Origin of the sequence: Microbacterium sp. F2E (assembly GCF_020905435.1) — a bacterium.
Taxonomy (GTDB): Bacteria; Actinomycetota; Actinomycetes; order Actinomycetales; family Microbacteriaceae; genus Microbacterium; species Microbacterium lacticum.
This window is the reverse complement of record NZ_JAJJIB010000016.1, coordinates 1-26231: the sequence shown is the minus strand read 5'-3', so window position 1 is coordinate 26231 and position 26231 is coordinate 1. Positions and strand designations below refer to the sequence as shown.

Below are 26231 nucleotides of genomic sequence, written 5' to 3'. Positions count from 1 at the left end.
ACTCAATCCGCCGATGTGTCGGCGGCCTCGGTTAGGCTCGAAGTGCATTCTGAGTGGTTCCTGAAGGGGGAGCAACATGGCTCGCATCGGTGAGAGCGCCGACCTGTTCAAATGCTCCTTCTGCGGCAAGAGCCAGAAGCAGGTGCAGCAGCTGATCGCCGGCCCCGGCGTGTACATCTGCGACGAGTGCGTGGAGCTCTGCAACGAGATCATCGAAGAGCGCATGGCCGAGTCGGGGGAGGGCGCGGTTGCCGACTTCGACCTGCCGAAGCCCCGCGAGATCTACGCGTTCCTCGAGGAGTACGTCGTCGGGCAGGATGCCGCGAAGAAGGCCCTCGCCGTCGCGGTCTACAACCACTACAAGCGGGTCCGCGCGCACGGCACCCTGCAGCCCGCCGAGCAGCGCGCCGACGAGGTGGAGATCGCGAAGAGCAACATCCTGCTCCTCGGGCCCACCGGCTGCGGCAAGACGTATCTGGCGCAGACGCTCGCCAAGCGCCTGAATGTGCCGTTCGCCGTCGCGGACGCCACGGCGCTGACCGAGGCGGGCTACGTCGGCGAAGACGTCGAGAACATCCTGCTGAAGCTGCTGCAGGCCGCCGACTTCGACGTGAAGCGTGCCGAGACGGGCATCATCTACATCGACGAGGTCGACAAGATCGCCCGCAAGGCCGAGAACCCCTCGATCACCCGCGACGTGTCCGGCGAGGGCGTGCAGCAGGCGCTGCTGAAGATCCTCGAGGGCACCGTCGCCTCGGTGCCGCCGCAGGGCGGGCGCAAGCACCCGCATCAGGAGTTCATCCAGATCGACACGACGAACGTGCTGTTCATCGTCGCGGGCGCGTTCGCGGGTCTCGAGGACATCATCTCGTCGCGCGTCGGCAATCACGGCGTCGGCTTCGGCGCCCCGCTGCAGGAGAAGGGCAAGGAGCTCGACCTGTTCAGCGAGGTCGAGCCCGAAGACCTGCACAAGTTCGGTCTCATCCCCGAGTTCATCGGCCGCCTGCCCGTCGTCACCGCGGTCGCGCCGCTCGACCAGGAGGCGCTGATCGAGATCCTCACCGGCCCGAAGAACGCGTTCGTGAAGCAGTATCAGCGCATGTTCGAGCTCGACGGCGCCGAGCTCGAGTTCGAGGATGACGCGCTCCGCGCGATCGCCGATCTCGCCGTCGCGCGCAAGACCGGTGCGCGCGGCCTCCGCGCGATCCTCGAAGACGTGCTCGGTCCGATCATGTTCGACATCCCGTCGACCGAAGACGTCGCCAAGGTCATCGTGACCCCCGCCGCCGTCACCGAGGGTGCGCCTCCGACGCTCGTCCTGGAGCGCAAGCGCAAGAGCGCGTGAGCCCACGCCCAGCGACGGCGCGGCGTCCGCGGAGCTCGCCGTAGGTCGGTGGCCACGCCGGCCGCCCGCACCGCCTGCACGTCGACGGGGCGGGCACGCCGAAGGCGAGGCGTCACGCCAGGCCGCGGCGGGCGAGCAGGGGTGCGATCTCGGCATCCCGCCCGCGGAAGTCGCGGTACGCCTCGAGCGGATCCTTCGAGCCGCCGACGCCCAGCAGTCGCTGGCGGAAGCGGTCGCCGTTCGCACGCGCGAGTCCGCCGTTCTCGGTGAACCACTCGACGGTGTCGGCGTCGAGCACCTCGCTCCAGATGTACGAGTAGTACCCGGCGCTGTAACCGCCCGAGAACACGTGCGCGAAGTAGGTCGACGAGTAGCGCGTCGGCACGAGTGGATTATCGAGGCCGATGTCGGCGAGGGCGGATGCCTCGAAGTCCGCGACATCCGTCACCGCCGCCGCCTCCTCGGCGCCCAGCGAGTGCCAGGCCTGGTCGATCCACGCCGCGGCGAGGTACTCGCTCGTCGCGAAGCCCTGGTTGAAAGCCTCCGACGCGTGCAGCTTCTCGGTGACCGCGGCCGGCAGCGGCTCGTCGGTGTCGATGTGGCGGGCGTACGACGCGAGCACCTCGGGCCATAGGATCCACATCTCGTTGACCTGACTCGGGAACTCGACGAAGTCGCGGAAGACGTTCGTGCCCGCGAAGTGCGGGTAGGTCACCGTCGCGAACAGTCCGTGCAGCGCGTGGCCGAACTCGTGGAACAGGGTCGTCACCTCGTCGAGCGTGAGGAGCGTCGGCTGCCCCTCGGCCGGCCGCGGCACGTTGAGGTTGTTGACGACGACCGGCGACGTGCCGCGCAGGGCCGATTGCGAGACGATCGAGTTCATCCACGCGCCGCCCCGCTTGGTGTCGCGCGTGTACAGGTCGAGCAGGTAGAGCCCGAGCGGCGAGCCGTCGGCTTCGCGCACTTCGAACACCCGCACGTCGGGGTGGTAGCCGGGGAGGTCGTCCCGCTCGGTGAACGTGATGCCGTAGAGCTCCGTCGCCGCGCGGAACACACCGTCCTGCAGCACACGCTCGGCCTCGAACCAGGGGCGCAGGGCCGTGCGGTCGAGGTCGTACTCCGCCGCGCGGACGCGCTCGGTGTAGTACGCCCAGTCATGCGCGTCGATCGGGAAGGGTTCGTCCTCGGCATCCACGATCGCCTGCAGCGCCGCCGCCTCGGCGCGGGCGTTTCGGGCAGCCGGTACGGCGAGGCGCCGCAGCAGATCGTGCACGGCCCCCGGCGACCCGGCGGTCTCGTCGCTCGTGACGTAGGCGGCGTGGCTCGGGTAGCCGAGCAGTGCCGCTCGCTCGGCGCGCAGTCGCACGATCTCGCGCAGCACGTCACGGTTGTCGTGCTCGTTGCCGCGCGAACCCCGGCTGCGCGAGGCTTCGAGCAGCCGCCGACGGCTCTCGCGATCGGTCAGGCTCGACAGATACGGATGCCCCGTGAACAGCGTGAGCGTCACGACGTAGCGACCGGGGAGCCCCCGGTCGGCGGCGTTCTGCGCGGCGGCCGACAGCTCGCCGTCCGTGAGGCCGTCGAGCTCGACGGCGTCGTCGAAGACCACCGCAAGGTCGTTCGTGTCGGCGAGGAGGTTCTTCTCGAAGGTGGTGGTGAGCACCGAGAGTCGCTGGTTCAGCTCGGTCAGTCGTTCCTTCTCGGCGTCGTCGAGCCCCGCACCGGCGTGCGTCATCTCGCGGTAGTGCCGTTCGACGAGGTAGCGCTGCTCCGCGTCGAGGTCGAGCTCGTCGAGGCGCTCGTGCAGGGTCGCGATGCGCCAGTACAGGGCGCTATCGAGCTGGACGGCGTCGTTGTGTGCGGCCATCAGCGGAGCGAGATTCTCCTCGATCTGCTGGATGTCGGCGGTCGCATCGGCCGAGGAAACGGTGTAGAAGGTGCGCGCCACGCGCCCGAGCAGGTCGCCCGAGCGCTCCAGCGCGACGACGGTGTTCTCGAACGTGGGCATCGAGCGAACGCGCGTGATGGCGTTGATCTCGCGACGGTGCTCCGCGAACGCCTCCTCGAAAGCGGGCAGGTAGTGCTCCGGTGCGATCTCCCGGTAGTCGGGAAGTCCATAGGGGAGAGTGGCGGGGGACAGCAGGGGATTCGCATCGGCCATGCGGCCAGCCTAGAGGCATCCGCCTTGCAAACGACTAGTTGCAAACAATCAATTGCAAAGAAGCCTTTGCATTGCTACCGTGAAAGTTATGGCAGCAAACGAGCAGACCGAACCGGTGGACGAGGCACAGAACCGCCTGCTCGACGCGGGCGCGCTGAAGGCGCTGGCCCACCCCCTGCGTGTGCGGATCTTCGACATCCTCAGCCAGTATGGCCCGCAGACCGCGAGCTCGCTCGCCGACCAGCTGGGGGAGTCGAGCGGCGCCACGAGCTACCACCTGCGTGCCCTCGCGAAGCACGACCTCATCCGCGAGGTCGACGGACGCGGGACGGCCCGCGAGCGCTGGTGGGAGCGACCGAAGGGGTCGGTGACGATCTCGACTCCCGAGGCGGTCCGCACCCCGTCGGGCCTCGCCGCGTCGCAGATCGTCGTGACCGAGACCTACCGGCAGCGCCACGACCAGCTGATGCGGTTCCTCGCACAGTCGTGGAGCTCCGACGACGCGCTCGAAGAGGCCGCGGAACTGTCCACGGCCAACGCACGCCTCACACGCGAGCAGTTCGAAGACGTCAGAGACCGCATCGCCGCGATCATCACCGAGGCGGTGCGCACGCACCGCGACCAGGAGGGCGACGACGTGCGCCCGTACCTCATCCGACTGGACATGTTCCCGATCGACGGCCCACGAGTGAGAGAAGGCAGCTGATGGCACTCATCGAGAGCACGCGTGCGCGTCTGCATCCGACGCCGGCGGAGCGGCTCGCACTCGCCCTGGCGACCTGGATCTCGGTCGGCGTCGCCGAGCGGATGGCCCGTCGGGCGCAGCGCCTGACCGACGCGTGCACCGCGAGCGACGCGGCGGCACTCGAGGACGTCGCCGCCACCCATCGCGACCGGGAGCACGCCCGCGCCTACCTGCTCGGCATCCGCTGAGGCGCGGTCAGCCGAACTCGTCCTCGTCGTCGTGGCGCACGACGACCGCCCCCGATGCTGTCTGCTCGACGACCATTCCGGTGTCGAGCTCGGCGATGGGGCGCCCTTCGAGGAAGGTCAGCGTCCACCGCGGGCGCGGCTGACCGAGGTCGTCGGTCGGCAGCGCGCGGTCGACGGCGGCGATCTGCGGGCGGAGACTCGCGGGCACGGCCGCGGGCGGCTCGTCGCCGCTCGTCCACCGCGTGCCGAGCTGCATGTCAGGCCTCCGTCTCGACGGGCGCGAGCTCGACGGTGTCGACGGCGAACGCCTCGGCTCCGCCGACAATCTCGAGGCTCTCGATCCGTCCGACGGCCTTGAGGTCGCCCTCGGCGAGCGTGAGGGCCGCGGCCGTGGCATCCGGTGCGCGCAGCACGAGACGTGCCACGGGCGTCTTCTGGGAGGCCTTCGCCTCGGTCTTCGCGCGACGGATGCCGATGAGCGCCTCGCTCGCCGCCTTCAGCACCGCGGGGTCGCCCTCGATGCCGAGCGGCGTGGGCCACGCCGACGTGTGGATCGAGCCGTCTTCGAACCACGACCAGGCTTCTTCGGTCGCGAAGGCGAGGACGGGGGCGAGCAGACGCAGCAGCGACGACAGCGCGAGGCGCAGCGCGAGTGCGGCGGATGCCTGGCCGACGTCGCCCTGGTTGTAGGCGCGCTCCTTGACGAGTTCGAGGTAGTCGTCGCAGAACGTCCAGAAGAACGCCTCGGTGATCTCCAGGGCGCGCGCGTGGTCGTAGTTCTCGAACGCCGCCGTCGCGTCGCGGATCACCTGATCGAGCGTCGCGAGCATCGCGGCATCCAGCGCGTGGGTGACCTGCGCGCCCTCCGGCACCGGGAACGAGAGCACGAACTTCGCGGCGTTGAGGACCTTGATGGCCAGGCGCCGGCCGATCTTCACCTGCGTCGGGTTCTGCGGGTCGAAGGCGGCGTCGGCGCCGAGCCGGCTGGATGCCGCCCAGTACCGCACGGCGTCGGTGCCGTGCTGATCGAGGATGTCGGCGGGCGTGACGACGTTGCCCTTCGACTTCGACATCTTCTTGCGGTCGGGGTCGACGATGAAGCCTGAGATCGCGGCATCCGACCACGGCGCGCGGTCATCCTCGAGGGCGGACCGCACCATCGTCGAGAAGAGCCACGTGCGGATGATGTCCTGGCCCTGCGGGCGGAGGTCGAATGGCGCCACGAGGTTCCAGAGCTCGTCGTCGCGCTGCCAGCCGCCGGCCAGCTGCGGGGTGAGCGACGAGGTCGCCCAGGTGTCGAAGATGTCCTTCTCCCCCTCGAACCCGCCCGGCACGCCGCGCTGCGACTCGTCGAAGCCGGGGGCGGTGTCGGTGGTGGGGTCGACGGGGAGAGCGGCCGCGTCGGCCGTGATCACGCCGCCCTCGATCCGTTCGCCGTTCTCGTCGAGCGGGTACCAGACCGGGATCGGCACGCCGAAGAAGCGCTGACGGCTGATCAGCCAGTCGCCGGTGAGCCCGTTGGTCCAGTTCTCGTAGCGCACGCGCATGAAGTCGGGATGCCAGTCCATGCCGCGCCCGAGCGCGATGAGCTTCTCGCGGAAGGCCGCATCACGGGCGCCGTTGCGGAGGTACCACTGGCGCGTGGAGACGATCTCGAGAGCGCGGTCGCCCTTCTCGTAGAACTTCACCGGGTGGTTGAAGGGCTTCGAGATCTCGAGGAGTTCGCCGGAGGCCTCGAGCAGCTCGACCATCTTCTTCTTCGCGCTGAAGACCGTGAGACCGGCGATCTCGGCGTAGGCCGCGCGTGCGGCATCCGTCTCGAGCGCTTCGGGTGCGTCGGCGAGGATCCGACCGTCCTGACCGAGGATCGTGCGGTTGGGGAGGTCGAGCTCGCGCCACCAGATGATGTCGGTCACGTCGCCGAAGGTGCAGACCATCGCGATGCCCGATCCCTTGTCCTGCTGGGCGAGCGGGTGGGCGAGCACCGGCACCTCGACGTCGAAGATCGGGGTGCGCACCGTCTTGCCGAAGTAGTCCTGGTACCGCTCGTCGCCGGGGTTCGCGACGAGGGCGACGCACGCGGCGAGAAGCTCGGGGCGCGTCGTCTCGATGTGGATGTCGCCCGAGCCGTCGGTCTTGTGGAAGGCGAGGCGGTGGTAGCTCGCCTGCTGCTCGCGGTCTTCGAGCTCGGCCTGCGCGATCGCGGAGCGGAAGTCGATGTCCCACAGGGTCGGCGCCATGGCCTGATAGGCCTCCCCGCGCTCGAGGTTCCGCAGGAACGCGAGCTGGCTCGTGCGGATCGTGTCGTCGGAGATCGTGCGGTAGGTCTGCGTCCAGTCGACCGAGAGGCCGAGCTGGCGGAACACCGACTCGAAGGCCTTCTCGTCTTCGAGGGTCAGCTCCTCGCACAGCTCGATGAAGTTGCGGCGGCTGATCGGCACCTGGTCGGCCGGCTTGAGGCTCTTCGCGTCGCCGTGGAAGGGCGGGGTGAAGTCCGGATCGTAGGGGAGCGACGTGTCGCAGCGCACGCCGTAGAAGTTCTGCACGCGGCGCTCGGTGGGGAGGCCGTTGTCGTCCCAGCCCATCGGGTAGAACACGGTCTTGCCGCGCATGCGCTCGAAGCGCACCTTGACGTCGGTGTGCGTATAGCTGAATACGTGCCCGATGTGCAGCGACCCGGAGGCCGTCGGCGGGGGAGTGTCGACCGAGAAGACCCCCGCGCGACCCTGCGCCTGCGTGGCCGCCTTGGCGGCGTCACGGTCGAACAGGTACGTGCCCTGCGCCGCCCACGCGGCATCCCACTTCTGCTCGAGGCCTTCCAGGGCGGGCTTGTCGGGAATCTGTGCGTCGGCCATGGCTGTCTCCTCGAGCGATATGTGCGGCACTGTGTGAGCGTGCCTGAGTGTGGTTTGTCCGGCCATTCTACGCGGGTCGGATGCTGCGGAGACGACGCGTGGCGCGGAGGCGGATGCTGAGGAGTCGGATGCTGAGGAGATGACGGATGCTGCGGAGTGATTCGGGGCATCCGGTCCTCAGGAACCGGCAGGCTCCTCAGGAACCTCCCGGCTGACGGGCCGGGCTCTGGGGCCATCGCCTCCTCCCCAGATGCCCGATCCGGTGGACTGTCCACCGATGCGCCCGCGCGCGCCGAATCCTTCATCCCGACGCGGCTGTCCTGGCTGCGGCTCCCGATGCTGAGGAGATGACGGATGCTGAGCAGTGATTCCGGGGCATCCGGTCCTCAGGAACCCGCAGGCTCCTCAGGAACCGACCGCCGCCCCCGCGACCACGCCTCGCGCGACACCGCGAAGGCGAGGTGCGGCATGTCGACGCCGCGGTAGTGGGTCGTGAAGGTGCGCCGCACGGTCATGCCGAGCCGGATGGCGACGTTCATGGATGCCACGTTGGTCGAGCGCACCTTGGCGTACAGCTCGTCGATCGGCAGCCCACGGAAGGCCCAGTCGCGGCACGCGCTCGCCGCCTCGACGGCGTACCCCCGGTGCCAGTGGGCGCGCGCGAACAGGTAACCCACCTCGATCACCTCGTCCTCATCGATCCGCTGGCGGGTGATGCCGCACTGCCCGATCATCTCGCCCGTCTCGCGCAGCACGACGGCCCACAGCCCGAAGCCGTCGTCGGCGTACCGCTCCTGCATCCGCCGCAGCCAGGCGAGCGACTCCGCGTCGTCGAACGCGCCCTCGTACGCGATCATCGCCACGGGATCGTGCAGGATCGCCCGGAGCGCCGGCAGATCGGCATCCGTCATCTCGCGGAGGTCCAGTCGCCCGGTGGAGAGGATCACCCGGTCACCCCGATGCCCAGCGCCTCGGCGAACGCGACCGCGTGCAGTTCGGCCTGGCGCGGCTCGAGCCACGCGCCGTCCCGGCAGACGAGCTCGGCGGCCCGCACACCGGTGATCGCGACGTCGACGAGGGTCGCCCCGGTGAGATCGAGGCGCGTCACGGATGCCTCGTCGAGCCGCGACTCGGCGATGCGCCCGTGCGCGTCACTCACCACGTCGCCCGTCGCGCGCAGCCGCACTCCGATCAGGTCGGCGCGGGGCGCGAGATCGGCGTCGCCGTCGAACCGAGCGGGCAGGTCGGGCGCCGTCACGCGCGGAGCGTGCGGGCCGCGCGGGGTCCGGCGCCCGCCGGTGGACCGAGGGGAGGGCATGCCCGCCAGCCTACGTCGCCGGTATGCTGGAGGGACCAGCATCGATCCGGCCATCACCGGGGAGCTCGCGGAAGAACGCATCGGCCCGTCCGACGCCACTAGAACCGCGCGGGGCAGGCCCGTCACAGCCGCAGGAGAGAGGCCCTCGTCGGATCGGGGAGGGCAAGCGGGGTGGTACCGCGGCCCGTGCGACAGCACGGATCGTCCTCGCAGGAAGCATCAGACGCACCTGCTGGAGAGACATGACCTACCCGCGCACCTCCGCCTTCGGACCGGCCGCCGACGCCACGCCCGACACCATCTCGCCGAGCCCGCGCTTCCCCGAGATCGAGGGTGAGGTGCTCGCGTTCTGGGCATCCGACGACACCTTCCGGGCATCGATCGCGCAGCGCGAGGGCGCCGACGAGTGGGTCTTCTACGACGGCCCACCGTTCGCCAACGGGCTTCCGCACTACGGGCATCTGCTGACCGGCTATGCGAAGGACCTCTTCCCGCGGTTCCAGACGATGCGCGGCAAGAAGGTCGACCGCGTCTTCGGCTGGGACACGCACGGCCTGCCGGCCGAGCTCGAGGCGATGAAGCAGCTCGGCATCACCGAGAAGAGCGAGATCGAGCAGATGGGCATCGGCGCCTTCAACGCGAAGGCGAAGGAGTCGGTGCTCGAGTACACCCAGCAGTGGGAGGACTACGTCACCCGCCAGGCGCGCTGGGTCGACTTCGAGCGCGGCTACAAGACCCTCGACACCGGCTACATGGAGTCGGTGCTGTGGGCCTTCAAGAACCTGTGGGACAAGGGCCTCGCCTACGAGGGCTACCGCGTGCTGCCGTACTGCTGGCGCGACGAGACCCCCCTGTCGAACCACGAGCTGCGCATGGACGACGACGTCTACAAGATGCGGCAGGATCCGTCGGTCACGGTCACCTTCCCCCTCGTCGGCGTCAAGGCCGAGTCGCTCGGCCTCACCGGCGTGCGCGCGCTCGCCTGGACGACGACCCCGTGGACCCTCCCGACGAACCTCGCGCTCGCCGTCGGCCCCGACATCGAGTACGTCGTCGTGCCGGGCGGCCCGCTCGGAGCGTCCGACGTGCACGAGAGCGCCGCCGAGGGCGAGGCGCACCGGTACCTTCTGGCCGCCGACCTGCTCGGCAACCACGCGAAGGAGCTCGGCTACGAGGATGCCGCGGCGGCGGCCGCCGCCGTCGAGCGCACGCTCACGGGCGAAGAGCTCCGCGACGTGCACTACGACCGGCTGTTCGACTATTACGCCGACGCCGAGGTCTGGGGCACCGACACCGCGTGGCGCATCCTCGTCGACGACTACGTGACGACCACCGACGGCACTGGCATCGTGCACCAGGCGCCCGCCTACGGTGAGGACGACCAGCGGGTGACCGAGGCCGCCGGCATCCCGCTCATCATGTCGCTCGACGACGGCGGACGCTTCCTGCCGCAGGTGACCGACGTCGCCGGTGAGCTGTGGATGGATGCCAACCGGCCGCTCATCCGGCTGCTGAAGGCCGAGGGGCGACTCCTCCGCGAGGCATCCTACGAGCACTCCTACCCGCACTGCTGGCGCTGCCGGAACCCCCTCATCTACAAGGCCGTCTCGAGCTGGTTCGTGCGCGTCACGGCGATCAAGGACCGCCTGATCGAGCTCAACGAGCAGATCACCTGGGCGCCCGAGAACGTCAAGCACGGCCAGTTCGGCAAGTGGCTCGAGGGCGCGCGCGACTGGTCGATCAGCCGCAACCGGTTCTGGGGCTCGCCGATCCCGGTGTGGAAGAGCGATGACCCGGAGTATCCGCGTGTGGATGCCTACGGCTCGCTCGCCGAGCTCGAGGCCGACTTCGGCCGCCTGCCGGTCAACGAGGCGGGCGAGGTCGACCTCCACCGCCCGTACATCGATGAACTGACCCGTCCGAACCCCGACGACCCGACGGGCCGCTCGACGATGCGCCGCATCGAGGACGTCTTCGATGTCTGGTTCGACTCGGGGTCGATGCCGTTCGCGCAGGTGCACTACCCGTTCGAGAACCGTGAGTGGTTCGACGAGCACGCGCCCGCCGACTTCATCGTCGAGTACATCGGGCAGACCCGCGGCTGGTTCTACGTCATGCACGTGCTCTCCGGCGCGCTGTTCGACCGGCCCGCCTTCACGGGCGTCGCGTGCCACGGCATCGTGCTCGGCAGCGACGGCCTGAAGATGTCGAAGTCGCTGCGGAACTACCCCGACGTGAGCGAGGTGTTCGACCGCGACGGGTCCGACGCCATGCGCTGGTTCCTGATGGCGTCGTCGGTGCTCCGCGGGGGCAACCTCATCGTCACGGAGGAGGGGATCCGCGCGGGCGTGCGCGAGTTCCTGCTGCCGCTGTGGAACGCGTGGTACTTCTTCGCGACCTACGCCAACGCGGCGGGCGGTGAGGGCGGCGAGGGGTATGAGGCACGCTGGCGCACCGACTCGACCGACGTCCTCGACCGGTACATCCTCGCCCTCACCGGCGAGCTCGTCGACGGCGTCGCCGCCGACCTCGAGGCGCTCGATTCGACGACGGCGGCCGCGCGCCTGCGCGACTTCGCCGAGGTGCTCACCAACTGGTACATCCGCCGGTCGCGGGACCGCTTCTGGGTCGGCGTGAAGGCCGGCGACGAGGCATCCACCGAGGCGTTCGACACGCTCTACACCGTGCTCGAGACGCTCACCCGCGTCGCGGCTCCGCTCATCCCGCTCGTCTCCGAGCGCATCTGGCAGGGGCTCACCGGCGGGCGCAGCGTGCACCTGACCGACTGGCCCGACGCGGGCGCGTTCCCGGCGGCGGCCGACATCCGCTCCGCGATGGACGCGGTGCGCGAGGTGTCGAGCGTCGCGAACGGCCTGCGCAAGAAGGAGGGCAAGCGCGTGCGGCTGCCGCTGCCCCGGCTGACGGTGGTCGCCGACGGTGCGGAGCATCTCGAGCGGTTCGAGGAGATCCTGCGCGACGAGCTGAACGTCAAGGAGGTCGCGTTCGCGCCCCTCGGCGAGACGGCGGCTGTCGAATACGGGATCACGCATCGCCTGTCGGTGAACGCCCGCGCGGCCGGTCCGCGCCTCGGCAAGCAGGTGCAGCAGGTCATCGGCGCCGCGCGCGGCGGTGACTGGAGCGAGACCGACGGCGTCGTCACGGCGGGCGGCGTCGCCCTGGAGCCCGGAGAGTACGAGCTCGTGCTCGAGACGACCGGGCGGCCCGAAGGGGAGGCGCTCGCGCTGCTGCCGGGCTCGGGCTTCGTCATCCTCGACACCACGACGACGCCCGAGCTCGAGGCCGAGGGGCTCGCGCGCGACGTGATCCGCGCGGTGCAGGACACCCGCAAAGCCGCCGGTTTCGAGGTGAGCGACCGCATCCGGCTGCAGCTGCTGTTCGCGGCGCAGGAGGATGCCGAGGCGGTCGCCGCGGCGTTCGCCGCCGCCGACGTCGCCGGAGAGACCCTCGCGCTCGACTACGCCGTCGTCGCTCCGGGCGGTGAGCCGCTCGTCGCCGAGGGATCGGTGCTGGCCTCGGCCGATACCATCGACGCGGAGCACACCGCCGTCGTACCGGCGGGAACCTACGCCAACCGCGGCGACCTCACCGTCGCCGTCACGCGGATCGGAGGCGCACAGTGAACGATCGAGCGAGAGCGGATGCCGTCTACGCGGCCCTCCTCGCCCGTCAGGGCGAGCAGTGGGTGCAGCCGCGCGTCGAGCGCACCCGGCGGGTGCTGGAGCTCCTCGGCGACCCGCAGGCGACCTACCGGGTCGTGCACCTCACCGGCACCAACGGCAAGACGTCGACCGCGCGGATCGTCGAGTCGATCGTCCGCGCCCACGGTCTGCGCACGGGCCTGTTCACGAGCCCGCACCTGGAGCGGTTCACCGAGCGGGTCATGATCGACGGCGAGCCGATCGACGACGGGCTCGTCGCGGATGCCTGGGACGAGATCTCGCCGTTCGTCGACCTCGTCGACGCCGAACTCGCCGCCGCGGGCGACGCGCCCCTCACCTTCTTCGAGCTGCTGACGGTGCTCGCTTTCGTGGCCTTCGCCGACGCGCCCGTCGACGTCGCGGTGATCGAGGTCGGGATGGGCGGTTCGTGGGATTCGACCAACACCGCCGACGGCGACGTGGTGGTGTTCGCCCCGATCGACCTCGACCACGCCGACCGCCTCGGGAACACGATCGCCGAGATCGCCACCGTCAAGTCGGGCATCATCAAGCCCGGCGCCGCGGCGGTCTCGGCCGAGCAGAACCCGGCGGCGCTCGAGGTGCTGAAGGCCGCCGCCGACGCCCGCAGCGCCTCGCTCGCGGTGGAGGGCGACGCGTTCGGCCTCACCGCGCAGAGCCTCGCCGTCGGCGGCCAGCAGATCAGCGTGCAGGGTCTCGCCGGCACCTACGACGAGCTGTACCTGCCGCTCTACGGCGCCCACCAGGGCCACAACGCGGCGCTCGCGATCGCCGCGGTCGAATCCCTCATCGGGGGAGCCGAGCAGCCGCTGGCGACCGACGTCGTCGCCGACGGCCTCGCCCAGGTGACTTCGCCCGGCCGGCTGCAGCTGGTCGGAGTGGCGCCCACCGTGCTCGTCGACAGCGCGCACAACCCGCACGGCGCGCGCGCTCTCGTCTCGGCGCTCGAGGACTCGTTCGACTTCGACGAGTGGGGCATCGTGCTCGGCGCGTTCGGCGACAAGGACATCGCCGGCATCGTGTCGACCGTCGTCCCCGCCGCGGCGCACGTGTTCGCGACCGCGCCCGACTCCGACCGCGCCGCCGACCCCGATGCCCTCGCCGACCTGGTCGAAGCGGCCGGGGCGCACGTCACGGTGCACCGCGACCTCGCCGAAGCGGCCGAAGCCGCACGGGAATGGGCCGCGGCATCCGACCGCCGCGCCGTCGTCATCGCCGGCAGCGTCGTGCTCGCCGGGGAGGCCCTCCAGCTCGCGGCCGAAGAGGACTGGAAAGACGGGTGGCAGGCGTGAGCCAGGATGCCTCGGGCGCGGCAGACCCCGCGGGCGCACCGGGTGCGGCTCGCGCGCCTCGGGTGCGTCGGCAGCGCGGAGCGCGCGAGTCACTGGCATCCATCGTGCTCGGCTTCGAGTCGATCATCGTGTTCCTCGGCGGACTCGCCCTCTACGGGCTGAAGGCGCTGCCGGCGGGCATCGAGCAGTGGTGGGGGATCGTGGTCGGGGTGGTGCTGGCGATCCTGCTCATCGCGACCTCGGGGGTGCTGCGCCACGACTGGGGCATCGCACTCGGCTGGTTCTGGCAGCTGCTGATCATCGCGGGCGGGTTCCTCGAGCCGGCGCTCGCGGTCGTCGGGCTCATTTTCGGCGCGATGTACGCGTATGCGACGATCAAGGGCGGCTCTCTCGACCGCCGCAACGCGGCGCGAGCCGCAACGAACGGAGACTGACATGCCCACCGAAGAGACTCTCGTCCTCGTCAAGCCCGATGGCGTCGCCCGCGGCCTCACCGGGGCGATCCTCGCCCGCATCGAGGCGAAGGGGTACGCGCTCGTCGACATCAAGCTCGTCGAGCCCGACCGCGAGGTGCTCGAGCAGCACTACGCCGAGCACGTCGGAAAGCCGTTCTACGAGCCCCTCGTCGAGTTCATGCTGTCGGGTCCGTCGGTCGCGATCCGGCTCGCCGGAAACCGCGTGATCGAGGGCTTCCGCTCGCTCGCCGGCACCACCGACCCCACCACCGCGGCGCCCGGGACGATTCGCGGCGACTTCGGCCGCGACTGGGGCGGCAAGGTGCAGCAGAACCTCGTGCACGGCAGCGACAGCCCCGAATCGGCGGCGCGCGAGCTCGCGATCTGGTTCTGACCGCGGCGCGCGGGGCGCGTCCGGCGCGCCCCGCGCCGTCGCGTCAGAACAGCGCGCTCAGGACGTCGAGGCGCAGCTGGGCGAGGACGCCGACGACCGCGTAGGTGAGGATGGCCATGAGCGGCACCCACGCGCTGAGCGAGGCGCCGACCGCCTTCACCCGCCGCGACGATGAGATCACCCCCGAACGCAGGAGCTGCACCCACACCGCGTAGAACGTCGGGATGGTCACGACCCACGTGACCATGCACCACGGGCACAGGGTGCCGAGCGAGAAGATGCTCTGCCCGATCAGCCAGAGCACGAAGCCGAAGGCGAACGTGATGCCGGCGGCGAAGGCGAGCCAGAACCAGCGCGCGAATCGTGCACCGGCGAGGATCGCCATGCCGACGACGATCGACGCGACCCAGCCGGTGAGGCCGAGGATCGGGTTCGGAAAGCCGAACACGCTGCCCTGCCACGAGTCGAGGTTCTTGGTGCACTGCACGAGCGGGCTGAAGTCGCACGACGCCGGCCCCGCGTCGGGGTTCGCGAGGGCGTGGAATTTCTCGGTCGTGAGCGCGAAGGCGGCGATCCAGCCGATGACTCCGGCGATCACCAGCCACACGGCGAGGACGGTCGGGCGGCTGTCGATGGTGCGCGGCGGCATGCGGCGATTATCGCACCGCGATTCTTTGGCTCCGCCGCATGTGCCGGGCACGGCCGCTCGCGGCGCGCTCTCGATCGCCGAGGCGGTCGTTCACACAATCCCGACGCGAAAGTGCGATAATGATGGCCGACGCCTTCGCGGCCGCGCCGCGCGCCGGGTGTCACCGATGACTTCGGGCGATGAACGCCCAGCGCAGGACGAGCCCCGCCGGAGAGCGGGTGAGACTGCAGACCGTATGAGTTCGCGGTAGCTCCGGACCGGAGCCGCACCGCCAGATTCGCCCGGGACGGCCCGCGGAGCCGCCCGCAAGGAGTTAGCCAGAGATGGCCGATGAGCACAATGACACCACCGAACCCGCCCGCCTCGACCTGGAGCAGCTCGCTCAGCTCCCGCTGACGCCCGAGCAGGAGGCTCCGGATGCCGCCGATGCGGCTCCCGAGTCGGCGCCCGTGGACAGCGACACCGACGCGCAGCTCGATGTCGTCGTCGTCGAGACGGTCGAGATCGCGCCCGACACCGAGGCGGATGCCGCGGCCGACGCCGTCGCCGAAGCCGTCGTGACCGAGGCTCTGGCCGAGATCGTCGCCGAGGCCGTCGTGACCGACGCCGCCGCCGAGATCGTCGCCGAGCCCGTCGTCGCCGAAGCCGTGGCCGAGGCCGCCGCGGCGGAGGCGGTCACCGAGCCCGAGCCCGAGCCCACCGAGTCGGAGCCCGCCGCCCCCGTGACCGCCGTCTCGCTCGGTCTGCTGCCCGCCGAGTTCGTCTCGCAGGTCTCGACCCAGCTGATGTTCTACGCGCCCGAGGTCGTCGCGCTGCCCGCTCGTCCCGGACGGGGCGGCGACGCACAGCGCGACGACTCCGGCGACCAGGGGTCCGAGAGCGGATCGAGCGCCCGGAGGCGCAACCGTCGCCGCGGCGGCGGCGGCCAGGCATCCGACGGCGACGACGCGCCGAGCCAGGGCGAGCGCCCCGGCCGTCAGCCGCGCCAGCGGGCCGTTGAGCTCATCACCGAGCCGCAGCGCATCAAGGGATCGACGCGGCTCGAGGCCAAGAAGCAGCGTCGCCGCGACGGCCGCGAGGCCGGACGCCGGCGCACCGTCGTCACCGAGGCCGAGTTCCTCGCGCGCCGCGAGGCCGTCGACCGCGACATGATCGTCCGCTCGAAGAACGGCCGGATCCAGATCGCCGTGCTCGAGGACAACGTGCTCGTCGAGCACTACGTCGCCCGCAGCCAGGAGTCGTCGCTGATCGGCAACGTCTACCTCGGTCGCGTGCAGAACGTGCTGCCCTCGATGGAGGCCGCCTTCGTCGACATCGGTCGGGGCCGGAACGCCGTGCTGTATTCCGGCGAGGTCGACTGGGACGCCGTCGAGACCGGCAACCAGCCGCGCCGCATCGAGCTCGCGCTCAAGAGCGGCGACCGCGTGCTCGTGCAGGTCACGAAAGACCCGGTCGGGCACAAGGGTGCGCGTCTGACGAGCCAGATCTCGCTCCCCGGCCGCTACCTCGTGTACGTGCCCGGCGGTGCGATGAACGGGATCTCCCGCAAGCTCCCCGACACCGAGCGGGCGCGGCTGAAGCGCATCCTCAAAGAGGTGCTGCCCGAGTCGAGCGGCGTCATCGTGCGCACCGCCGCCGAGGGCGCGACCGAGGATCAGCTGACCCGCGACGTGCAGCGCCTGACGAGCCAGTGGGAGCACATCTCCACGCAGCTCGAGACGGTGCAGGCTCCCGTGCTGCTGCACGCCGAGCCCGACCTTCTCGTCAAGATCGTCCGCGACGTGTTCAACGAGGACTTCTCCAAGATGCTCATCCAGGGGGAGGACGCCTACCAGACGATCACCGCCTACCTCGCCGGCGTCGCGCCCGACCTCCTCGAGCGCGTCGAGAAGTACGACGACGAGCAGGACCCGTTCGACCGGTTCCGCGTCAGCGAGCAGATCGAGAAGGCCCTCGACCGCAAGGTCTGGCTGCCCTCGGGCGGCTCGCTCGTCATCGACCGCACCGAGGCGATGACCGTCGTCGACGTCAACACGGGCAAGTTCGTCGGTACGGGCGGCAACCTCGAAGAGACCGTCACGAAGAACAACCTCGAGGCGGCCGAGGAGATCGTCCGTCAGCTGCGGCTGCGCGACATCGGTGGCATCATCGTCGTCGACTTCATCGACATGGTGCTCGAGTCGAACCGCGACCTCGTGCTGCGCCGACTCATCGAATGCCTGAGCCGCGACCGCACCAAGCACCAGGTCGCCGAGGTCACCTCGCTCGGCCTCGTGCAGATGACCCGCAAGAAGCTCGGCCTCGGTCTCCTCGAGACCTTCAGCGAGCCCTGCGAGGTCTGCGCCGGCCGCGGCGTCATCGTGCACCACGACCCCGTCGTCAAGCACCGCAGCGCCGCACCGTCGAACGGCTCGTCGGGCGGACGCCGTCCGCGGCAGTCGTCGTCGGGCAACGGCAACACCAACGGCAGCAGCGCCCCCGGCGGCACGCACGTCATCACGGAGAGCGCGAAGTCGGCCCTCGCGGCGATCGCGGCCTCGACGATCCACCCGGCGGCGGATGCCGCCGGCGAGACGACGGCGGTGGCCGTCGAGCTCGAGGTGCCCGTCGAGCGGCCCAAGAAGGCCCGCAAGAAGCGCGAGAGCCGCCCCTCCGCGGCGAAGAACGAGCGGTCGGATGCCTCGGCCGCGCCCCGCACCGAGAAGGACCTGCTGCTCGACTCGGTGCTGAGCGCCCTGCCCGAGCCGAAGGCTCCCGGTCAGGGTCGTGGGCGTCGGCGCGTGACGACGGCCGCGCTCAGCGGCACCCCGGTCTCCGCGACGCCCGACCAGCCGCGCGAGGACTGACCACGACGCCAGTCGCGGCCGGTGTCACCGCGGGTGCGGTGGCATCGGGCCGGCCCCCGGCGACGGGTCAGCCCCCGGCGACGGGTCCGCGCCCGGCGCTCCGGCGTTCGCGGGCGGTGATGCGCAGGCCCGAGGCGATCAGGCGGCGCACCAGCTCGTGGCCGCTCACGTGCTCGGCGCCGGCGGCGATGAGCCGGGGGAGCGCGTCTTCGGGAACGTCGTAGTGGTCGAGGTCGAAGGCGCGGGAGGGGATGCCCTGGGCATCCGCGAAGGCGTGCAGTTCGGCGAGATCGCTGTCGCTGACGAGGTGGGCCCAGAGCCGATCATGGGCGGGCCAGCGCGCGTCGTCGATCAGAATGGCCACACCTTCATCGTAGGCATCCGCGACACGCCCGAGCCGGTTTCGCGCTCCTTTTGCCCGTTGGCGCGGCATCCGGTAAAGTAGTCCCTTGGTGCGTCGAGGTTCCGCCTCCGCACCGAGCTTTTCTCGCGGGACTGCCCGTCCGGCAAGACAATCGGAGCCGAGAGCTCCATAGAAGAAACAGGTGTGAAGTGGTTTACGCAGTTGTGCGCGCCGGCGGGCGGCAGGAAAAGGTCGAGGTCGGCACGGTCGTCGTGCTCGACCGCCAGAAGGCGAAGGTCGGCGAGAAGCTCGAGCTTCCCGCCGTGCTGTTCGTCGACGGCGACGCCGTCACGACCGACGCCGACAAGCTCGCGAAGGTGACCGTCACCGCCGAGGTACTCGGCGAGGAGCGCGGTCCGAAGATCGTGATCCAGAAGTTCAAGAACAAGACCGGCTACAAGAAGCGCCAGGGCCACCGTCAGGACCTCACGCGCGTCAAGATCACCGGCATCAAGTAAGCCAGGGGAGAAGACGAGATGGCACACAAAAAGGGCGCGAGCTCTACCCGTAACGGTCGCGACTCCAACGCCCAGCGACTGGGCGTGAAGCGCTTCGGCGGCCAGCAGGTGCTCGCCGGCGAGATCATCGTCCGCCAGCGCGGCACGCACTTCCACCCGGGCGCCAACGTCGGTCGCGGTGGCGACGACACGCTGTTCGCCCTCTCGGCCGGCGCGGTCGAGTTCGGCACGAAGGGCGGCCGCAAGGTCGTCAACATCGTGGCGGGCGCGGAGTAATCCTTCGACAAGCTCAGGAACCCACAGGTTCCCTATAGTGAGGGGCGGGCTGCGGCTCGCCCCTCATTTTTTTCCCGAGGAGGGATCGACATGGTCACGTTCGTCGACCGGGTCACGCTGCACCTGCGTGCCGGCAAGGGCGGCAACGGCTGCGTGTCGGTCCGCCGCGAGAAGTTCAAGCCGCTCGCCGGCCCCGACGGCGGCAACGGCGGGCACGGCGGCGACGTCGTGCTGGTCGCCGACCCGCAGGTGACGACGCTGCTGTCGTTCCACCACTCGCCGCACCGGCACGCCGGCAACGGCGGCTTCGGCATGGGCGACAACCGCTCCGGCTACCACGGCGAGAGCCTCGAGCTGCCCGTGCCCGTGGGCACGGTGGTGAAGGATGCCGACGGCGAGACCCTCGTCGACCTCATCGAGCCGGGCATGCGCTTCGTGGCCGCCCCGGGCGGTCAGGGCGGACTCGGCAACGCCGCGCTCGCGAACCCCAAGCGCAAGGCCCCCGGGTTCGCGCTGCTCGGCACTCCCGGCTGGGAAGGCGACGTCTTCCTCGAGCTCAAGACCGTCGCCGACGTGGCCCTCGTCGGCTTCCCCTCCGCGGGCAAGTCGAGCCTCATCGCCGCGGTGTCGGCGGCGCGCCCGAAGATCGCCGACTATCCGTTCACGACCCTCCACCCGAACCTCGGCGTGGTGCAGGCCGGCGACGTGCGCTTCACCGTCGCCGACGTGCCCGGCCTCATCGAGGGCGCGAGCGAGGGCAAGGGTCTCGGCCTCGAGTTCCTCCGTCACGTCGAGCGCTGCACCGCGCTCGTGCACGTGCTCGACTGCGCCACGCTCGAGCCGGGCCGCGACCCGCTGACCGACCTCGACGTGATCCTCGAAGAGCTCGGCGCATACCCCGTCCCCGAGGGGCAGACGCCGCTGCTCGAACGCCCCCAGCTGGTGGCGCTGAATAAGGTCGACGTGCCCGAGGCGAAGGATCTCGCCGACCTCGTGCGCCCCGAGCTCGAGGCGCGCGGCTACCGCGTGTTCGAGATCTCCACGGTCAGTCACGAGGGCCTCCGTCCGCTGACCTTCGCGCTGGCCGACATCATCGCACGCCACCGCGCCGACCTCGCGGCGGCTCCCGCGCCCGAGCGTGTCGTCATCCGCCCGAAGGGCGCCGAGCGCGAGTTCGAGATCCGGGTCGAGGGCGGCACCTACGGCAATCTGTACCGGATCCTCGGCACGAAGCCCGTGCGCTGGGTGCAGCAGACCGACTTCCAGAACGAGGAGGCCGTCGGCTTCCTCGCCGACCGGCTCGAGAAGCTCGGTGTCGAAGACGAGCTCTTCCGCGTCGGCGCCGTCGCCGGATCGACCGTCGTGATCGGCGAGGGCGACGGGGTCGTCTTCGACTGGCATCCGTCCCTCTCGTCTGCCGCCGAGCTCATGACCGCGCCGCGCGGCACCGATCCACGCCTCGACCTCAACCCGCGCCGCACGACGTCGCAGCGCCGCGAGCGCTACCACGAGCGCATGGATGCCAAGGCGGAGGCCCGCGCCGAGCTCGAGAGCGAGCGCATCGCCGGCGCCGACGCCGACTGGTCGGAGGACGACGAGTCGTGAGCATCGAGGGGCGGGCCCAGCTGCCCGGTGCGCGCCGTGTCGTGGTGAAGGTCGGTTCGTCGTCCATCAGCGGCGAGAACGCCGGCAAGATCCAGCTGATCGTCGAGGCCCTCGCCGACGCGCACGCGCGCGGCACCGAGGTGGTGCTCGTCTCCTCCGGCGCGATCGCGACGGGCATGCCCTATCTCGCGCTCGACGAGCGCCCCGTCGACCTCGCGACGCAGCAGGCCGCCGCCGCGGTGGGGCAGAACGTGCTCATCTACCGCTACCAGGACGCGCTGCGGCCGTTCGCGATCGTCGCCGGCCAGGTGCTTCTGACCGCCGGTGACCTCGAGAACGCGACGCACCGGTCGAACGCCCGCCGCGCCATGGAGCGGCTGCTGGGGCTGCGGATCCTCCCGATCGTCAACGAGAACGACACGGTCGCGACGCACGAGATCCGCTTCGGCGACAACGACCGCCTCGCGGCGCTCGTCGCGGCGCTGATCGGCGCGGACGCGCTCGTGCTCCTGAGCGACATCGAATGCCTCTACACGCGGCCGCCGAGCGAGCCGGGCGCCGAGCCGATCGACACGGTCTCCTTCGGCGACGATCTCGCCGGATTCGAGTTCGGGTCGGTCGTCGTCAACAGCGTCGGCACCGGGGGAGCGGCGACGAAGGTGTCCGCGGCACGCGTGGCCGCCGAAGCGGGGATCGGCGTGCTCGTCACGAGCGCCGACCTCGTCGCCGAAGCCCTCGCCGGAGAGCAGATCGGCACCTGGTTCGCGCCGGATCCGTCGGCCTCGCCGTCGGTGCACACCGGCGCCGTCCGCGCCTGAGCCGCTCGCGGGCGCTCGCTAGACTGACGCCATGACGATCACGGCGACGAGCGCGCAGGAACGCATGACGCGGGCCAAAGAGGCCTCGCGCAGCGTGGGGCTGTTGGATGACGGCGCGAAGGCGCGCGCGCTGAACGCGATCGCCGACGCGCTCGACGCCGCCACGGCCGACGTTGTCGCCGCGAACGCCGACGACCTCGCGCGCGGTCGCGACAGCGGTCTGTCGGAGGGGCTCCTCGACCGGCTGCGGCTCGACGACGCGCGCGTGCACGCCCTGGCATCCGCGGTGCGCGACGTCGCCCTGCTGCCCGATCCGGTCGGGCGTGTCCTCGACGAGCGCACGCTCGCGAACGGCGTCTCGCTGCAGAAGGTGTCGGTGCCGTTCGGCGTCGTCGGCTCGATCTACGAGGCCCGCCCGAACGTCACGGTCGACATCGCCGCCCTGGCGCTGCGCTCGGGCAACGCGGTGGTGCTCCGCGGCGGCACGGCCGCACAGTCGTCGAACGCGGCCCTCGTGGCCGTCATGCGCGCGGCGCTCGAGAGTGTCGGCGTCGACCCCGAAGCGATCCAGACGGTCGACGACTTCGGTCGTGACGGCGCGAACGCCCTCATGCAGGCGCGGGGGCTCGTCGACGTGCTGGTGCCGCGGGGGAGCGCGCAGCTCATCGAGACCGTCGTCACCCAGTCATCCGTCCCGGTCATCGAGACCGGCGCTGGTGTCGTGCACATCGTGCTCGACGCGTCGGCGCCCCTCGAGTGGGCCGAGCAGATCGTCGTCAACGCGAAGGCGCAGCGACCGAGCGTGTGCAACGCCGTCGAGACGGTCCTCGTCGTGCGCGACGCCGCCGATCGGCTGATCCCGCCGGTCGCCGCCGCGCTCGAGAGCGCGGGCGTCACGATCCATGGCGACGAGGCGGTGCGCGCGCTCGTCGCGGGCGCGGTGCCGGCCACCGACGACGACTGGGCGACCGAGCACATGAGCCTCGACCTGTCGATGCGCGTCGTCGACGACCTCGACGAGGCGCTCGCGCACATCCGGCGCTACTCCACCCACCACACCGAGTCGATCGTCACCGCCGACGAGGAGAACGCCGAGCGCTTCCTCGCCGAGGTCGATTCGGCGGTCGTCATGGCGAACGCCTCCACCCGCTTCACCGACGGCGGCGAGTTCGGGTTCGGCGCCGAGGTGGGCATCTCGACCCAGAAGCTGCACGCGCGGGGACCCATGGGGCTGCCCGAGCTGACGAGCACGAAGTGGCTCGCCCGCGGGGCGGGTCAGATCCGCGCGTGAAGCGCCTAAACTTGTCTCACCCGAACCGAACGGAGTCCGCATGACCCTCGCCACGATCCTCGCCCTCGCCGGAGAGGCCGCCGAGCACCACGGCAACGTGCAGGCGGAGACGTTCATCTACGGCGCCGTCGCGTTCGTCGTGTTCCTGGCGCTCGGTCTCGTGACCCTGTCCTACCGCAACGTGGCCAATCGCCACGCCCACAAGGCCGAGGCCTACGCCAAGGCGCACCCCGTCGACCAGGCGCAGGTGGGCCACGGCCACCACTGAGGCCGGCTCGATGGTTTCTGCGCGCGCCCCGCGGATCGGGGTCATGGGTGGCACGTTCGACCCGATCCACCACGGTCACCTCGTGGCCGCGAGCGAGGTGGCGCAGTCGTTCGACCTCGACGAGGTCGTCTTCGTGCCCACCGGCATGCCCTGGCAGAAGACGAAGGTCACCGAGGCCGAGCACCGCTACCTGATGACCGTCATCGCGACCGCGTCGAACCCGCGGTTCACGGTCAGCCGGGTCGACATCGACCGCGACGGCCCGACCTACACGATCGACACGCTCCGCGACCTCAAGGCCGCGCGGCCCGACGCCGAGCTGTTCTTCATCACCGGTGCCGACGCCATCGCGCAGATCCTCGGATGGCGCAATCACGACGAGCTGTGGGAGCTGGCGCACTTCGTCGCCGTCTCGCGACCCGGGCACGTGCTCAGCACCGAGGGGCTGCCGAGTGAGGACGTCAGCCAGCTCGAGGTTCCAGCGCTGGCGATCTCGTCGACCGACTGCCGTGCGCGGGTGCGTGAGGGAAACCCGGTGTGGTACCTCGTTCCCGACGGGGTCGTCCAATACATTGCGAAGCACCACCTTTACCGGAGCGAGGCATGAGCACACCCGAAAAGCCTGAATCGCCCCAGCTGACCCGTCGTCAGCTCCGCGAACTGCGCAATACCGCGTCGAACACGATCATCACTCCCGAAGAGGCCGAAGCCGCGGCTGCTGCGGCGGCCACGGCGGCCACGGCGGCGCCGGTCGCCGCGCCGCTGCCGCGTGCGGCCGAGCCGGTCGTGGTGGTCGAGGAACCGCCCGCCGCCGAAGACGTCGACCTCGAGTCGCGCGCACTCACCCGGCGCGCCGCGCGGCAGCAGGAGCGCCTGCGCACGGCATCCGTGCCCGTCATCGACGGGGAGAGCGACGAGACGGCGGGGGAGGCCTCGGTCGACGAGGCTGCCGCCGTCGAGGACGAGCAGGCGACAGTGGATGCCTCCGCGGAGGCCACGGGCGACGACGCTGCCGCCGTCGAGGACGAGGTCGCTGTCGAGGACGAGGTCGCTGTCGAGGACGATGAGACGCCCGCCGACGAGCCCGCCGATGACGAGGTCGCGGCGGAGGTCGTCGAACTCGAGGTCGTGGACGTCGAGCCGGTCGCCGCCGATGTCGAGGCGGACGAATCGACCGATGACGCCGCCGCCGACGTGGACGCGCCGGTTCCGGACGTGGATTCGGACGACGCCACCGAGGCTGCCGAGGCTCTCGCCGATGCGCAGACCGAGTCGCCCGACGTCGAGACCCTGCTCGCCGGCGACACCGACGAGGCCGAAGCCGAGACGGAAGAGGCCGAGGACGGCGACGAGGAGCGTCGGGCCGTCGTGGCGCCGACCTTCGGATCGGGCCTGCTCGCCGGTGACGGCGTGGAGATCGAACTCCCGGCATCCTTCGACCAGCTGCTCACTCGTGGCAGTGCGGCGACCGGCTCGCTCGCCGCCTCGAACGCGCTCATCCTGTCGCAGACGCCCGACACCGGATCGTTCTCGGCGCCGGTCGCGGCGACCGGCGAGGTGCTCATCACGGGCACGTTCAACCTGCCCGAGTCGTTCGGATCGACCGGCACCTCGCACGGGTCCTCCGATGGCAAGGAGATCGACGCCGTGCTCGTCGACGGCGAGCTGCCGGCGTCGTCGTCGCCGACGCCGATCGCCGCGAGCTCGGCGATCAGCACGATCAAGAGCGCGGACGACATCATCAAGCCCCCGGCGCCGGAGAAGGGCGGGCGCCTGATGCTCGCGCTCGTGATCACCGCCGGTGCGCTGGCGCTCGCGCTCACCGGCGCGCTCATCGTGGCGCTCGTGACGGGGGTGTTTCGATGACGGCGAATGCGCGCACGCGCGAGCTGGTCGAGATCGCCGCGGCCGCCGCCGACAGCAAGGGCGCCGCGGATCTCGTCGCCTTCGACGTGTCCGATCCGCTGCCGCTCGTCGACGCCTTCCTGCTCGCCACAGGCAACAGCGAGCGCAACGTCGCCGCGATCGCCGATGCGGTCGAGGAGGCGATGCTCGAGCAGGGCGTCAAGCGTCTGCGACGCGAGGGCAAGGGCGAGGCGCGCTGGATCCTCATCGACTTCGGTGACCTCGTCGTGCACGTCTTCCACGAGCAGGAGCGGGTGTTCTACGGGCTCGAGCGTCTGTGGAAGGACTGCCCGGTGCTGCCGACGGGAGTGCCCGTCGACGCGCCCGAGTGACCGCCCCGGTTCGGAGCACGCCCGCGGATGTAGTAGCATCGAAGGGTTGCCGCGGGAGCGGTGACAACCCAGAGAATGGGCCTGTGGCGCAGCTGGTAGCGCACCTGCATGGCATGCAGGGGGTCAGGGGTTCGAGTCCCCTCAGGTCCACGTAAAGTTGAATGTTCGAACCTTGCCCCGCGTGATCGCGGGGCAAGGTTTTTTCGTTGTGTGGCCTGGTGTTGGTGGCGAGGATCGTGGCGATCGCCTGGGCGGGTGTGTCAGATTAACGGTGGATCTGGCCTGGCGCATTTCAGTTGATTCGGCCTTCGAAGGTGATCGCGAAGGCGTTGAGTGCGGGCTTCCACCTCGTCACCCAGCGTGCCCGACCCCTGCCAGTGGGGTCAAGCGACCGAGTCACGAGGTAGAGGCCAACGCGGCGGCGTCATTCGGGAAGTGCCCACGCGCCCTGACCGCGCGGCGGTAGCGGGCGTTGAGGGACTCGATCGCGTTGGTGCTGCAGATGATGCGGCGGATCTCGACGTCGTAGTCCAGGAACGGGATGAACTCCGTCCAGGCGTTCTCCCAGAGCTTGCGGATCGCGGGATACATCGTGCACCACTTCTCGGCGAACTCCTCGAACCTCGCCTTCGCGGCGGCTTCGGTCGGCGCGGTGTAGACAGGGCGCAGGTCACGGGCGATCTGGTCCCAGTACTTGCGCGACGCGAAGCGGAACGTGTTGCGGATCAGGTGGATAATGCACGTCTGCACGACCGCGAGCTCCCACGTCGTGGTGATCGACTCCGGCAAGCCCTTCAGCCCGTCGCAGACCCTATGCCGATGTCGGCATAGGGTCTGTTATGCCGTGCTCGCGGTTATGCCGATGATGCTCGGGCGGTCCTGGTCAGCGGCGGTGGGCGGGCTGCGGTTGTCGGCATAATCGTGTGATC

Annotated in this window: 24 protein-coding genes, 1 tRNA gene and 1 pseudogene; 18 read left to right on the top strand and 8 right to left on the bottom strand. The window is 70.3% G+C overall.

What is annotated here, in order from left to right; genetic code table 11:
* Positions 1-76: 76 nt before the first annotated feature.
* On the top strand, positions 77-1345 hold the full coding sequence (clpX, locus tag LOK55_RS11550; RefSeq protein ID WP_229935478.1) for an ATP-dependent Clp protease ATP-binding subunit ClpX: 1269 nt from the start codon (positions 77-79) through the stop codon (positions 1343-1345).
* 112 nt (positions 1346-1457) lie between these two features.
* On the opposite strand, the gene LOK55_RS11545 is transcribed toward clpX, so the two are convergent.
* The gene (locus tag LOK55_RS11545; protein WP_229935477.1) at positions 1458-3506 is read right to left on the bottom strand and encodes a M3 family metallopeptidase; all 2049 of its coding nucleotides are present in this window, start codon (positions 3504-3506) and stop codon (positions 1458-1460) included.
* Between the two features lie 88 nt (positions 3507-3594).
* On the opposite strand from LOK55_RS11545, the gene LOK55_RS11540 reads away from it, so the two are divergent.
* Both LOK55_RS11540 and LOK55_RS11535 read left to right on the top strand, forming a co-directional pair.
* Complete coding sequence (locus tag LOK55_RS11540) at positions 3595-4212, top strand: helix-turn-helix domain-containing protein (RefSeq protein WP_229935476.1); 618 nt, start codon at positions 3595-3597, stop codon at positions 4210-4212.
* Positions 4212-4439: a hypothetical protein gene (locus LOK55_RS11535; RefSeq protein ID WP_196383435.1), complete on the top strand. Its 228-nt coding sequence runs from the start codon at positions 4212-4214 to the stop codon at positions 4437-4439. The genes LOK55_RS11540 and LOK55_RS11535 overlap by 1 nt, the downstream gene beginning before the upstream one ends.
* Before the next feature lie 7 nt (positions 4440-4446).
* On the opposite strand, the gene LOK55_RS11530 is transcribed toward LOK55_RS11535, so the two are convergent.
* The 4 genes from LOK55_RS11530 to LOK55_RS11515 form a co-directional block, all read right to left on the bottom strand.
* Positions 4447-4695 (bottom strand): hypothetical protein, encoded by a 249-nt coding sequence (locus LOK55_RS11530; protein ID WP_196323543.1) that lies wholly within the window; start codon positions 4693-4695, stop codon positions 4447-4449.
* Between the two features lies 1 nt (position 4696).
* Positions 4697-7294: a valine--tRNA ligase gene (gene valS, locus LOK55_RS11525; RefSeq protein WP_229935475.1), complete on the bottom strand. Its 2598-nt coding sequence runs from the start codon at positions 7292-7294 to the stop codon at positions 4697-4699.
* Between the two features lie 386 nt (positions 7295-7680).
* Positions 7681-8241, bottom strand: a complete 561-nt coding sequence (locus tag LOK55_RS11520; RefSeq protein WP_229935474.1) for a GNAT family N-acetyltransferase — start codon at positions 8239-8241, stop codon at positions 7681-7683.
* Positions 8238-8612 carry a hypothetical protein gene (locus tag LOK55_RS11515; protein ID WP_229935473.1) on the bottom strand — a complete coding sequence of 125 codons (375 nt, stop codon included), beginning with the start codon at positions 8610-8612 and terminating at the stop codon, positions 8238-8240. Before LOK55_RS11515 ends, LOK55_RS11520 begins: the two co-directional genes overlap by 4 nt.
* A 242-nt stretch (positions 8613-8854) precedes the next feature.
* Between LOK55_RS11515 and ileS the strand changes: the two genes are divergently transcribed.
* From ileS to ndk, 4 genes are read left to right on the top strand one after another with little or no spacing between them, the layout of a single operon-like run.
* Complete coding sequence (gene ileS / locus LOK55_RS11510) at positions 8855-12253, top strand: isoleucine--tRNA ligase (protein WP_229935472.1); 3399 nt, start codon at positions 8855-8857, stop codon at positions 12251-12253.
* Positions 12250-13602, top strand: a complete 1353-nt coding sequence (locus LOK55_RS11505) for a folylpolyglutamate synthase/dihydrofolate synthase family protein (RefSeq protein WP_229935471.1) — start codon at positions 12250-12252, stop codon at positions 13600-13602. The genes ileS and LOK55_RS11505 overlap by 4 nt, the downstream gene beginning before the upstream one ends.
* Positions 13590-14036: a DUF4233 domain-containing protein gene (locus tag LOK55_RS11500; RefSeq protein WP_308066669.1), complete on the top strand. Its 447-nt coding sequence runs from the start codon at positions 13590-13592 to the stop codon at positions 14034-14036. The genes LOK55_RS11505 and LOK55_RS11500 overlap by 13 nt, the downstream gene beginning before the upstream one ends.
* A 1-nt stretch (position 14037) precedes the next feature.
* Positions 14038-14451: a nucleoside-diphosphate kinase gene (gene ndk, locus LOK55_RS11495; RefSeq protein ID WP_141379979.1), complete on the top strand. Its 414-nt coding sequence runs from the start codon at positions 14038-14040 to the stop codon at positions 14449-14451.
* 43 nt (positions 14452-14494) lie between these two features.
* Here the strand turns inward: ndk and LOK55_RS11490 are convergent, their stop codons facing one another.
* Complete coding sequence (locus LOK55_RS11490) at positions 14495-15100, bottom strand: vitamin K epoxide reductase family protein (RefSeq protein WP_229935470.1); 606 nt, start codon at positions 15098-15100, stop codon at positions 14495-14497.
* Between the two features lie 323 nt (positions 15101-15423).
* Between LOK55_RS11490 and LOK55_RS11485 the strand changes: the two genes are divergently transcribed.
* A complete protein-coding gene (locus tag LOK55_RS11485; protein WP_229935469.1) occupies positions 15424-17946 on the top strand; it encodes an Rne/Rng family ribonuclease in 2523 nt (840 codons plus the stop codon).
* Between the two features lie 67 nt (positions 17947-18013).
* Here the strand turns inward: LOK55_RS11485 and LOK55_RS11480 are convergent, their stop codons facing one another.
* Positions 18014-18310, bottom strand: a complete 297-nt coding sequence (locus LOK55_RS11480; protein ID WP_196323535.1) for a DUF4031 domain-containing protein — start codon at positions 18308-18310, stop codon at positions 18014-18016.
* Between the two features lie 188 nt (positions 18311-18498).
* Here LOK55_RS11480 and rplU point away from each other — a divergent pair, with 188 nt between their 5' ends.
* The 10 genes from rplU to LOK55_RS11430 all read left to right on the top strand — a co-directional run bounded on the left by rplU (position 18499) and on the right by LOK55_RS11430 (position 25452).
* Positions 18499-18807: a 50S ribosomal protein L21 gene (gene rplU / locus LOK55_RS11475; protein WP_229935468.1), complete on the top strand. Its 309-nt coding sequence runs from the start codon at positions 18499-18501 to the stop codon at positions 18805-18807.
* An 18-nt stretch (positions 18808-18825) separates the two neighbouring features.
* Positions 18826-19083, top strand: a complete 258-nt coding sequence (gene rpmA / locus LOK55_RS11470; RefSeq protein ID WP_141379975.1) for a 50S ribosomal protein L27 — start codon at positions 18826-18828, stop codon at positions 19081-19083.
* Positions 19084-19173: 90 nt separating this feature from the next.
* On the top strand, positions 19174-20688 hold the full coding sequence (gene obgE, locus LOK55_RS11465; RefSeq protein ID WP_229935467.1) for a GTPase ObgE: 1515 nt from the start codon (positions 19174-19176) through the stop codon (positions 20686-20688).
* Positions 20685-21506, top strand: a complete 822-nt coding sequence (proB, locus tag LOK55_RS11460) for a glutamate 5-kinase (RefSeq protein ID WP_141379973.1) — start codon at positions 20685-20687, stop codon at positions 21504-21506. Before obgE ends, proB begins: the two co-directional genes overlap by 4 nt.
* Before the next feature lie 31 nt (positions 21507-21537).
* Positions 21538-22797, top strand: coding sequence for a glutamate-5-semialdehyde dehydrogenase (locus LOK55_RS11455; RefSeq protein ID WP_196323531.1), 1260 nt, complete (start codon positions 21538-21540; stop codon positions 22795-22797).
* A gap of 40 nt (positions 22798-22837) precedes the next feature.
* Positions 22838-23065, top strand: a complete 228-nt coding sequence (locus tag LOK55_RS11450) for a hypothetical protein (protein WP_141379971.1) — start codon at positions 22838-22840, stop codon at positions 23063-23065.
* Between the two features lie 10 nt (positions 23066-23075).
* Complete coding sequence (gene nadD, locus LOK55_RS11445) at positions 23076-23672, top strand: nicotinate-nucleotide adenylyltransferase (protein WP_141379970.1); 597 nt, start codon at positions 23076-23078, stop codon at positions 23670-23672.
* Complete coding sequence (locus tag LOK55_RS11440; RefSeq protein WP_229935466.1) at positions 23669-24931, top strand: hypothetical protein; 1263 nt, start codon at positions 23669-23671, stop codon at positions 24929-24931. The genes nadD and LOK55_RS11440 overlap by 4 nt, the downstream gene beginning before the upstream one ends.
* Complete coding sequence (gene rsfS / locus LOK55_RS11435; protein WP_229935465.1) at positions 24928-25302, top strand: ribosome silencing factor; 375 nt, start codon at positions 24928-24930, stop codon at positions 25300-25302. Before LOK55_RS11440 ends, rsfS begins: the two co-directional genes overlap by 4 nt.
* A 77-nt stretch (positions 25303-25379) precedes the next feature.
* A tRNA-Ala gene (locus tag LOK55_RS11430) sits at positions 25380-25452 on the top strand.
* A 142-nt stretch (positions 25453-25594) separates the two neighbouring features.
* Here LOK55_RS11430 and LOK55_RS11425 read toward each other — a convergent pair.
* Positions 25595-26112, bottom strand: a pseudogene (locus LOK55_RS11425) (transposase); the annotation flags it as partial.
* Positions 26113-26231 lie beyond the last annotated feature (119 nt).

What these genes read in the sequence shown, in the direction of transcription:
- clpX (WP_229935478.1), top strand. Translation starts at nt 77, where the DNA reads ATGGCTCGCATCGGTGAGAGCGCCGACCTGTTCAAATGCTCCTTCTGC.
- LOK55_RS11545 (WP_229935477.1), bottom strand. Translation starts at nt 3,506, where the DNA reads ATGGCCGATGCGAATCCCCTGCTGTCCCCCGCCACTCTCCCCTATGGA.
- LOK55_RS11540 (WP_229935476.1), top strand. Translation starts at nt 3,595, where the DNA reads ATGGCAGCAAACGAGCAGACCGAACCGGTGGACGAGGCACAGAACCGC.
- LOK55_RS11535 (WP_196383435.1), top strand. Translation starts at nt 4,212, where the DNA reads ATGGCACTCATCGAGAGCACGCGTGCGCGTCTGCATCCGACGCCGGCG.
- LOK55_RS11530 (WP_196323543.1), bottom strand. Translation starts at nt 4,695, where the DNA reads ATGCAGCTCGGCACGCGGTGGACGAGCGGCGACGAGCCGCCCGCGGCC.
- valS (WP_229935475.1), bottom strand. Translation starts at nt 7,294, where the DNA reads ATGGCCGACGCACAGATTCCCGACAAGCCCGCCCTGGAAGGCCTCGAG.
- LOK55_RS11515 (WP_229935473.1), bottom strand. Translation starts at nt 8,612, where the DNA reads ATGCCCTCCCCTCGGTCCACCGGCGGGCGCCGGACCCCGCGCGGCCCG.
- ileS (WP_229935472.1), top strand. Translation starts at nt 8,855, where the DNA reads ATGACCTACCCGCGCACCTCCGCCTTCGGACCGGCCGCCGACGCCACG.
- ndk (WP_141379979.1), top strand. Translation starts at nt 14,038, where the DNA reads ATGCCCACCGAAGAGACTCTCGTCCTCGTCAAGCCCGATGGCGTCGCC.
- LOK55_RS11490 (WP_229935470.1), bottom strand. Translation starts at nt 15,100, where the DNA reads ATGCCGCCGCGCACCATCGACAGCCGCCCGACCGTCCTCGCCGTGTGG.
- LOK55_RS11485 (WP_229935469.1), top strand. Translation starts at nt 15,424, where the DNA reads ATGGCCGATGAGCACAATGACACCACCGAACCCGCCCGCCTCGACCTG.
- rpmA (WP_141379975.1), top strand. Translation starts at nt 18,826, where the DNA reads ATGGCACACAAAAAGGGCGCGAGCTCTACCCGTAACGGTCGCGACTCC.
- obgE (WP_229935467.1), top strand. Translation starts at nt 19,174, where the DNA reads ATGGTCACGTTCGTCGACCGGGTCACGCTGCACCTGCGTGCCGGCAAG.
- LOK55_RS11455 (WP_196323531.1), top strand. Translation starts at nt 21,538, where the DNA reads ATGACGATCACGGCGACGAGCGCGCAGGAACGCATGACGCGGGCCAAA.
- LOK55_RS11450 (WP_141379971.1), top strand. Translation starts at nt 22,838, where the DNA reads ATGACCCTCGCCACGATCCTCGCCCTCGCCGGAGAGGCCGCCGAGCAC.
- nadD (WP_141379970.1), top strand. Translation starts at nt 23,076, where the DNA reads ATGGTTTCTGCGCGCGCCCCGCGGATCGGGGTCATGGGTGGCACGTTC.
- LOK55_RS11440 (WP_229935466.1), top strand. Translation starts at nt 23,669, where the DNA reads ATGAGCACACCCGAAAAGCCTGAATCGCCCCAGCTGACCCGTCGTCAG.
- rsfS (WP_229935465.1), top strand. Translation starts at nt 24,928, where the DNA reads ATGACGGCGAATGCGCGCACGCGCGAGCTGGTCGAGATCGCCGCGGCC.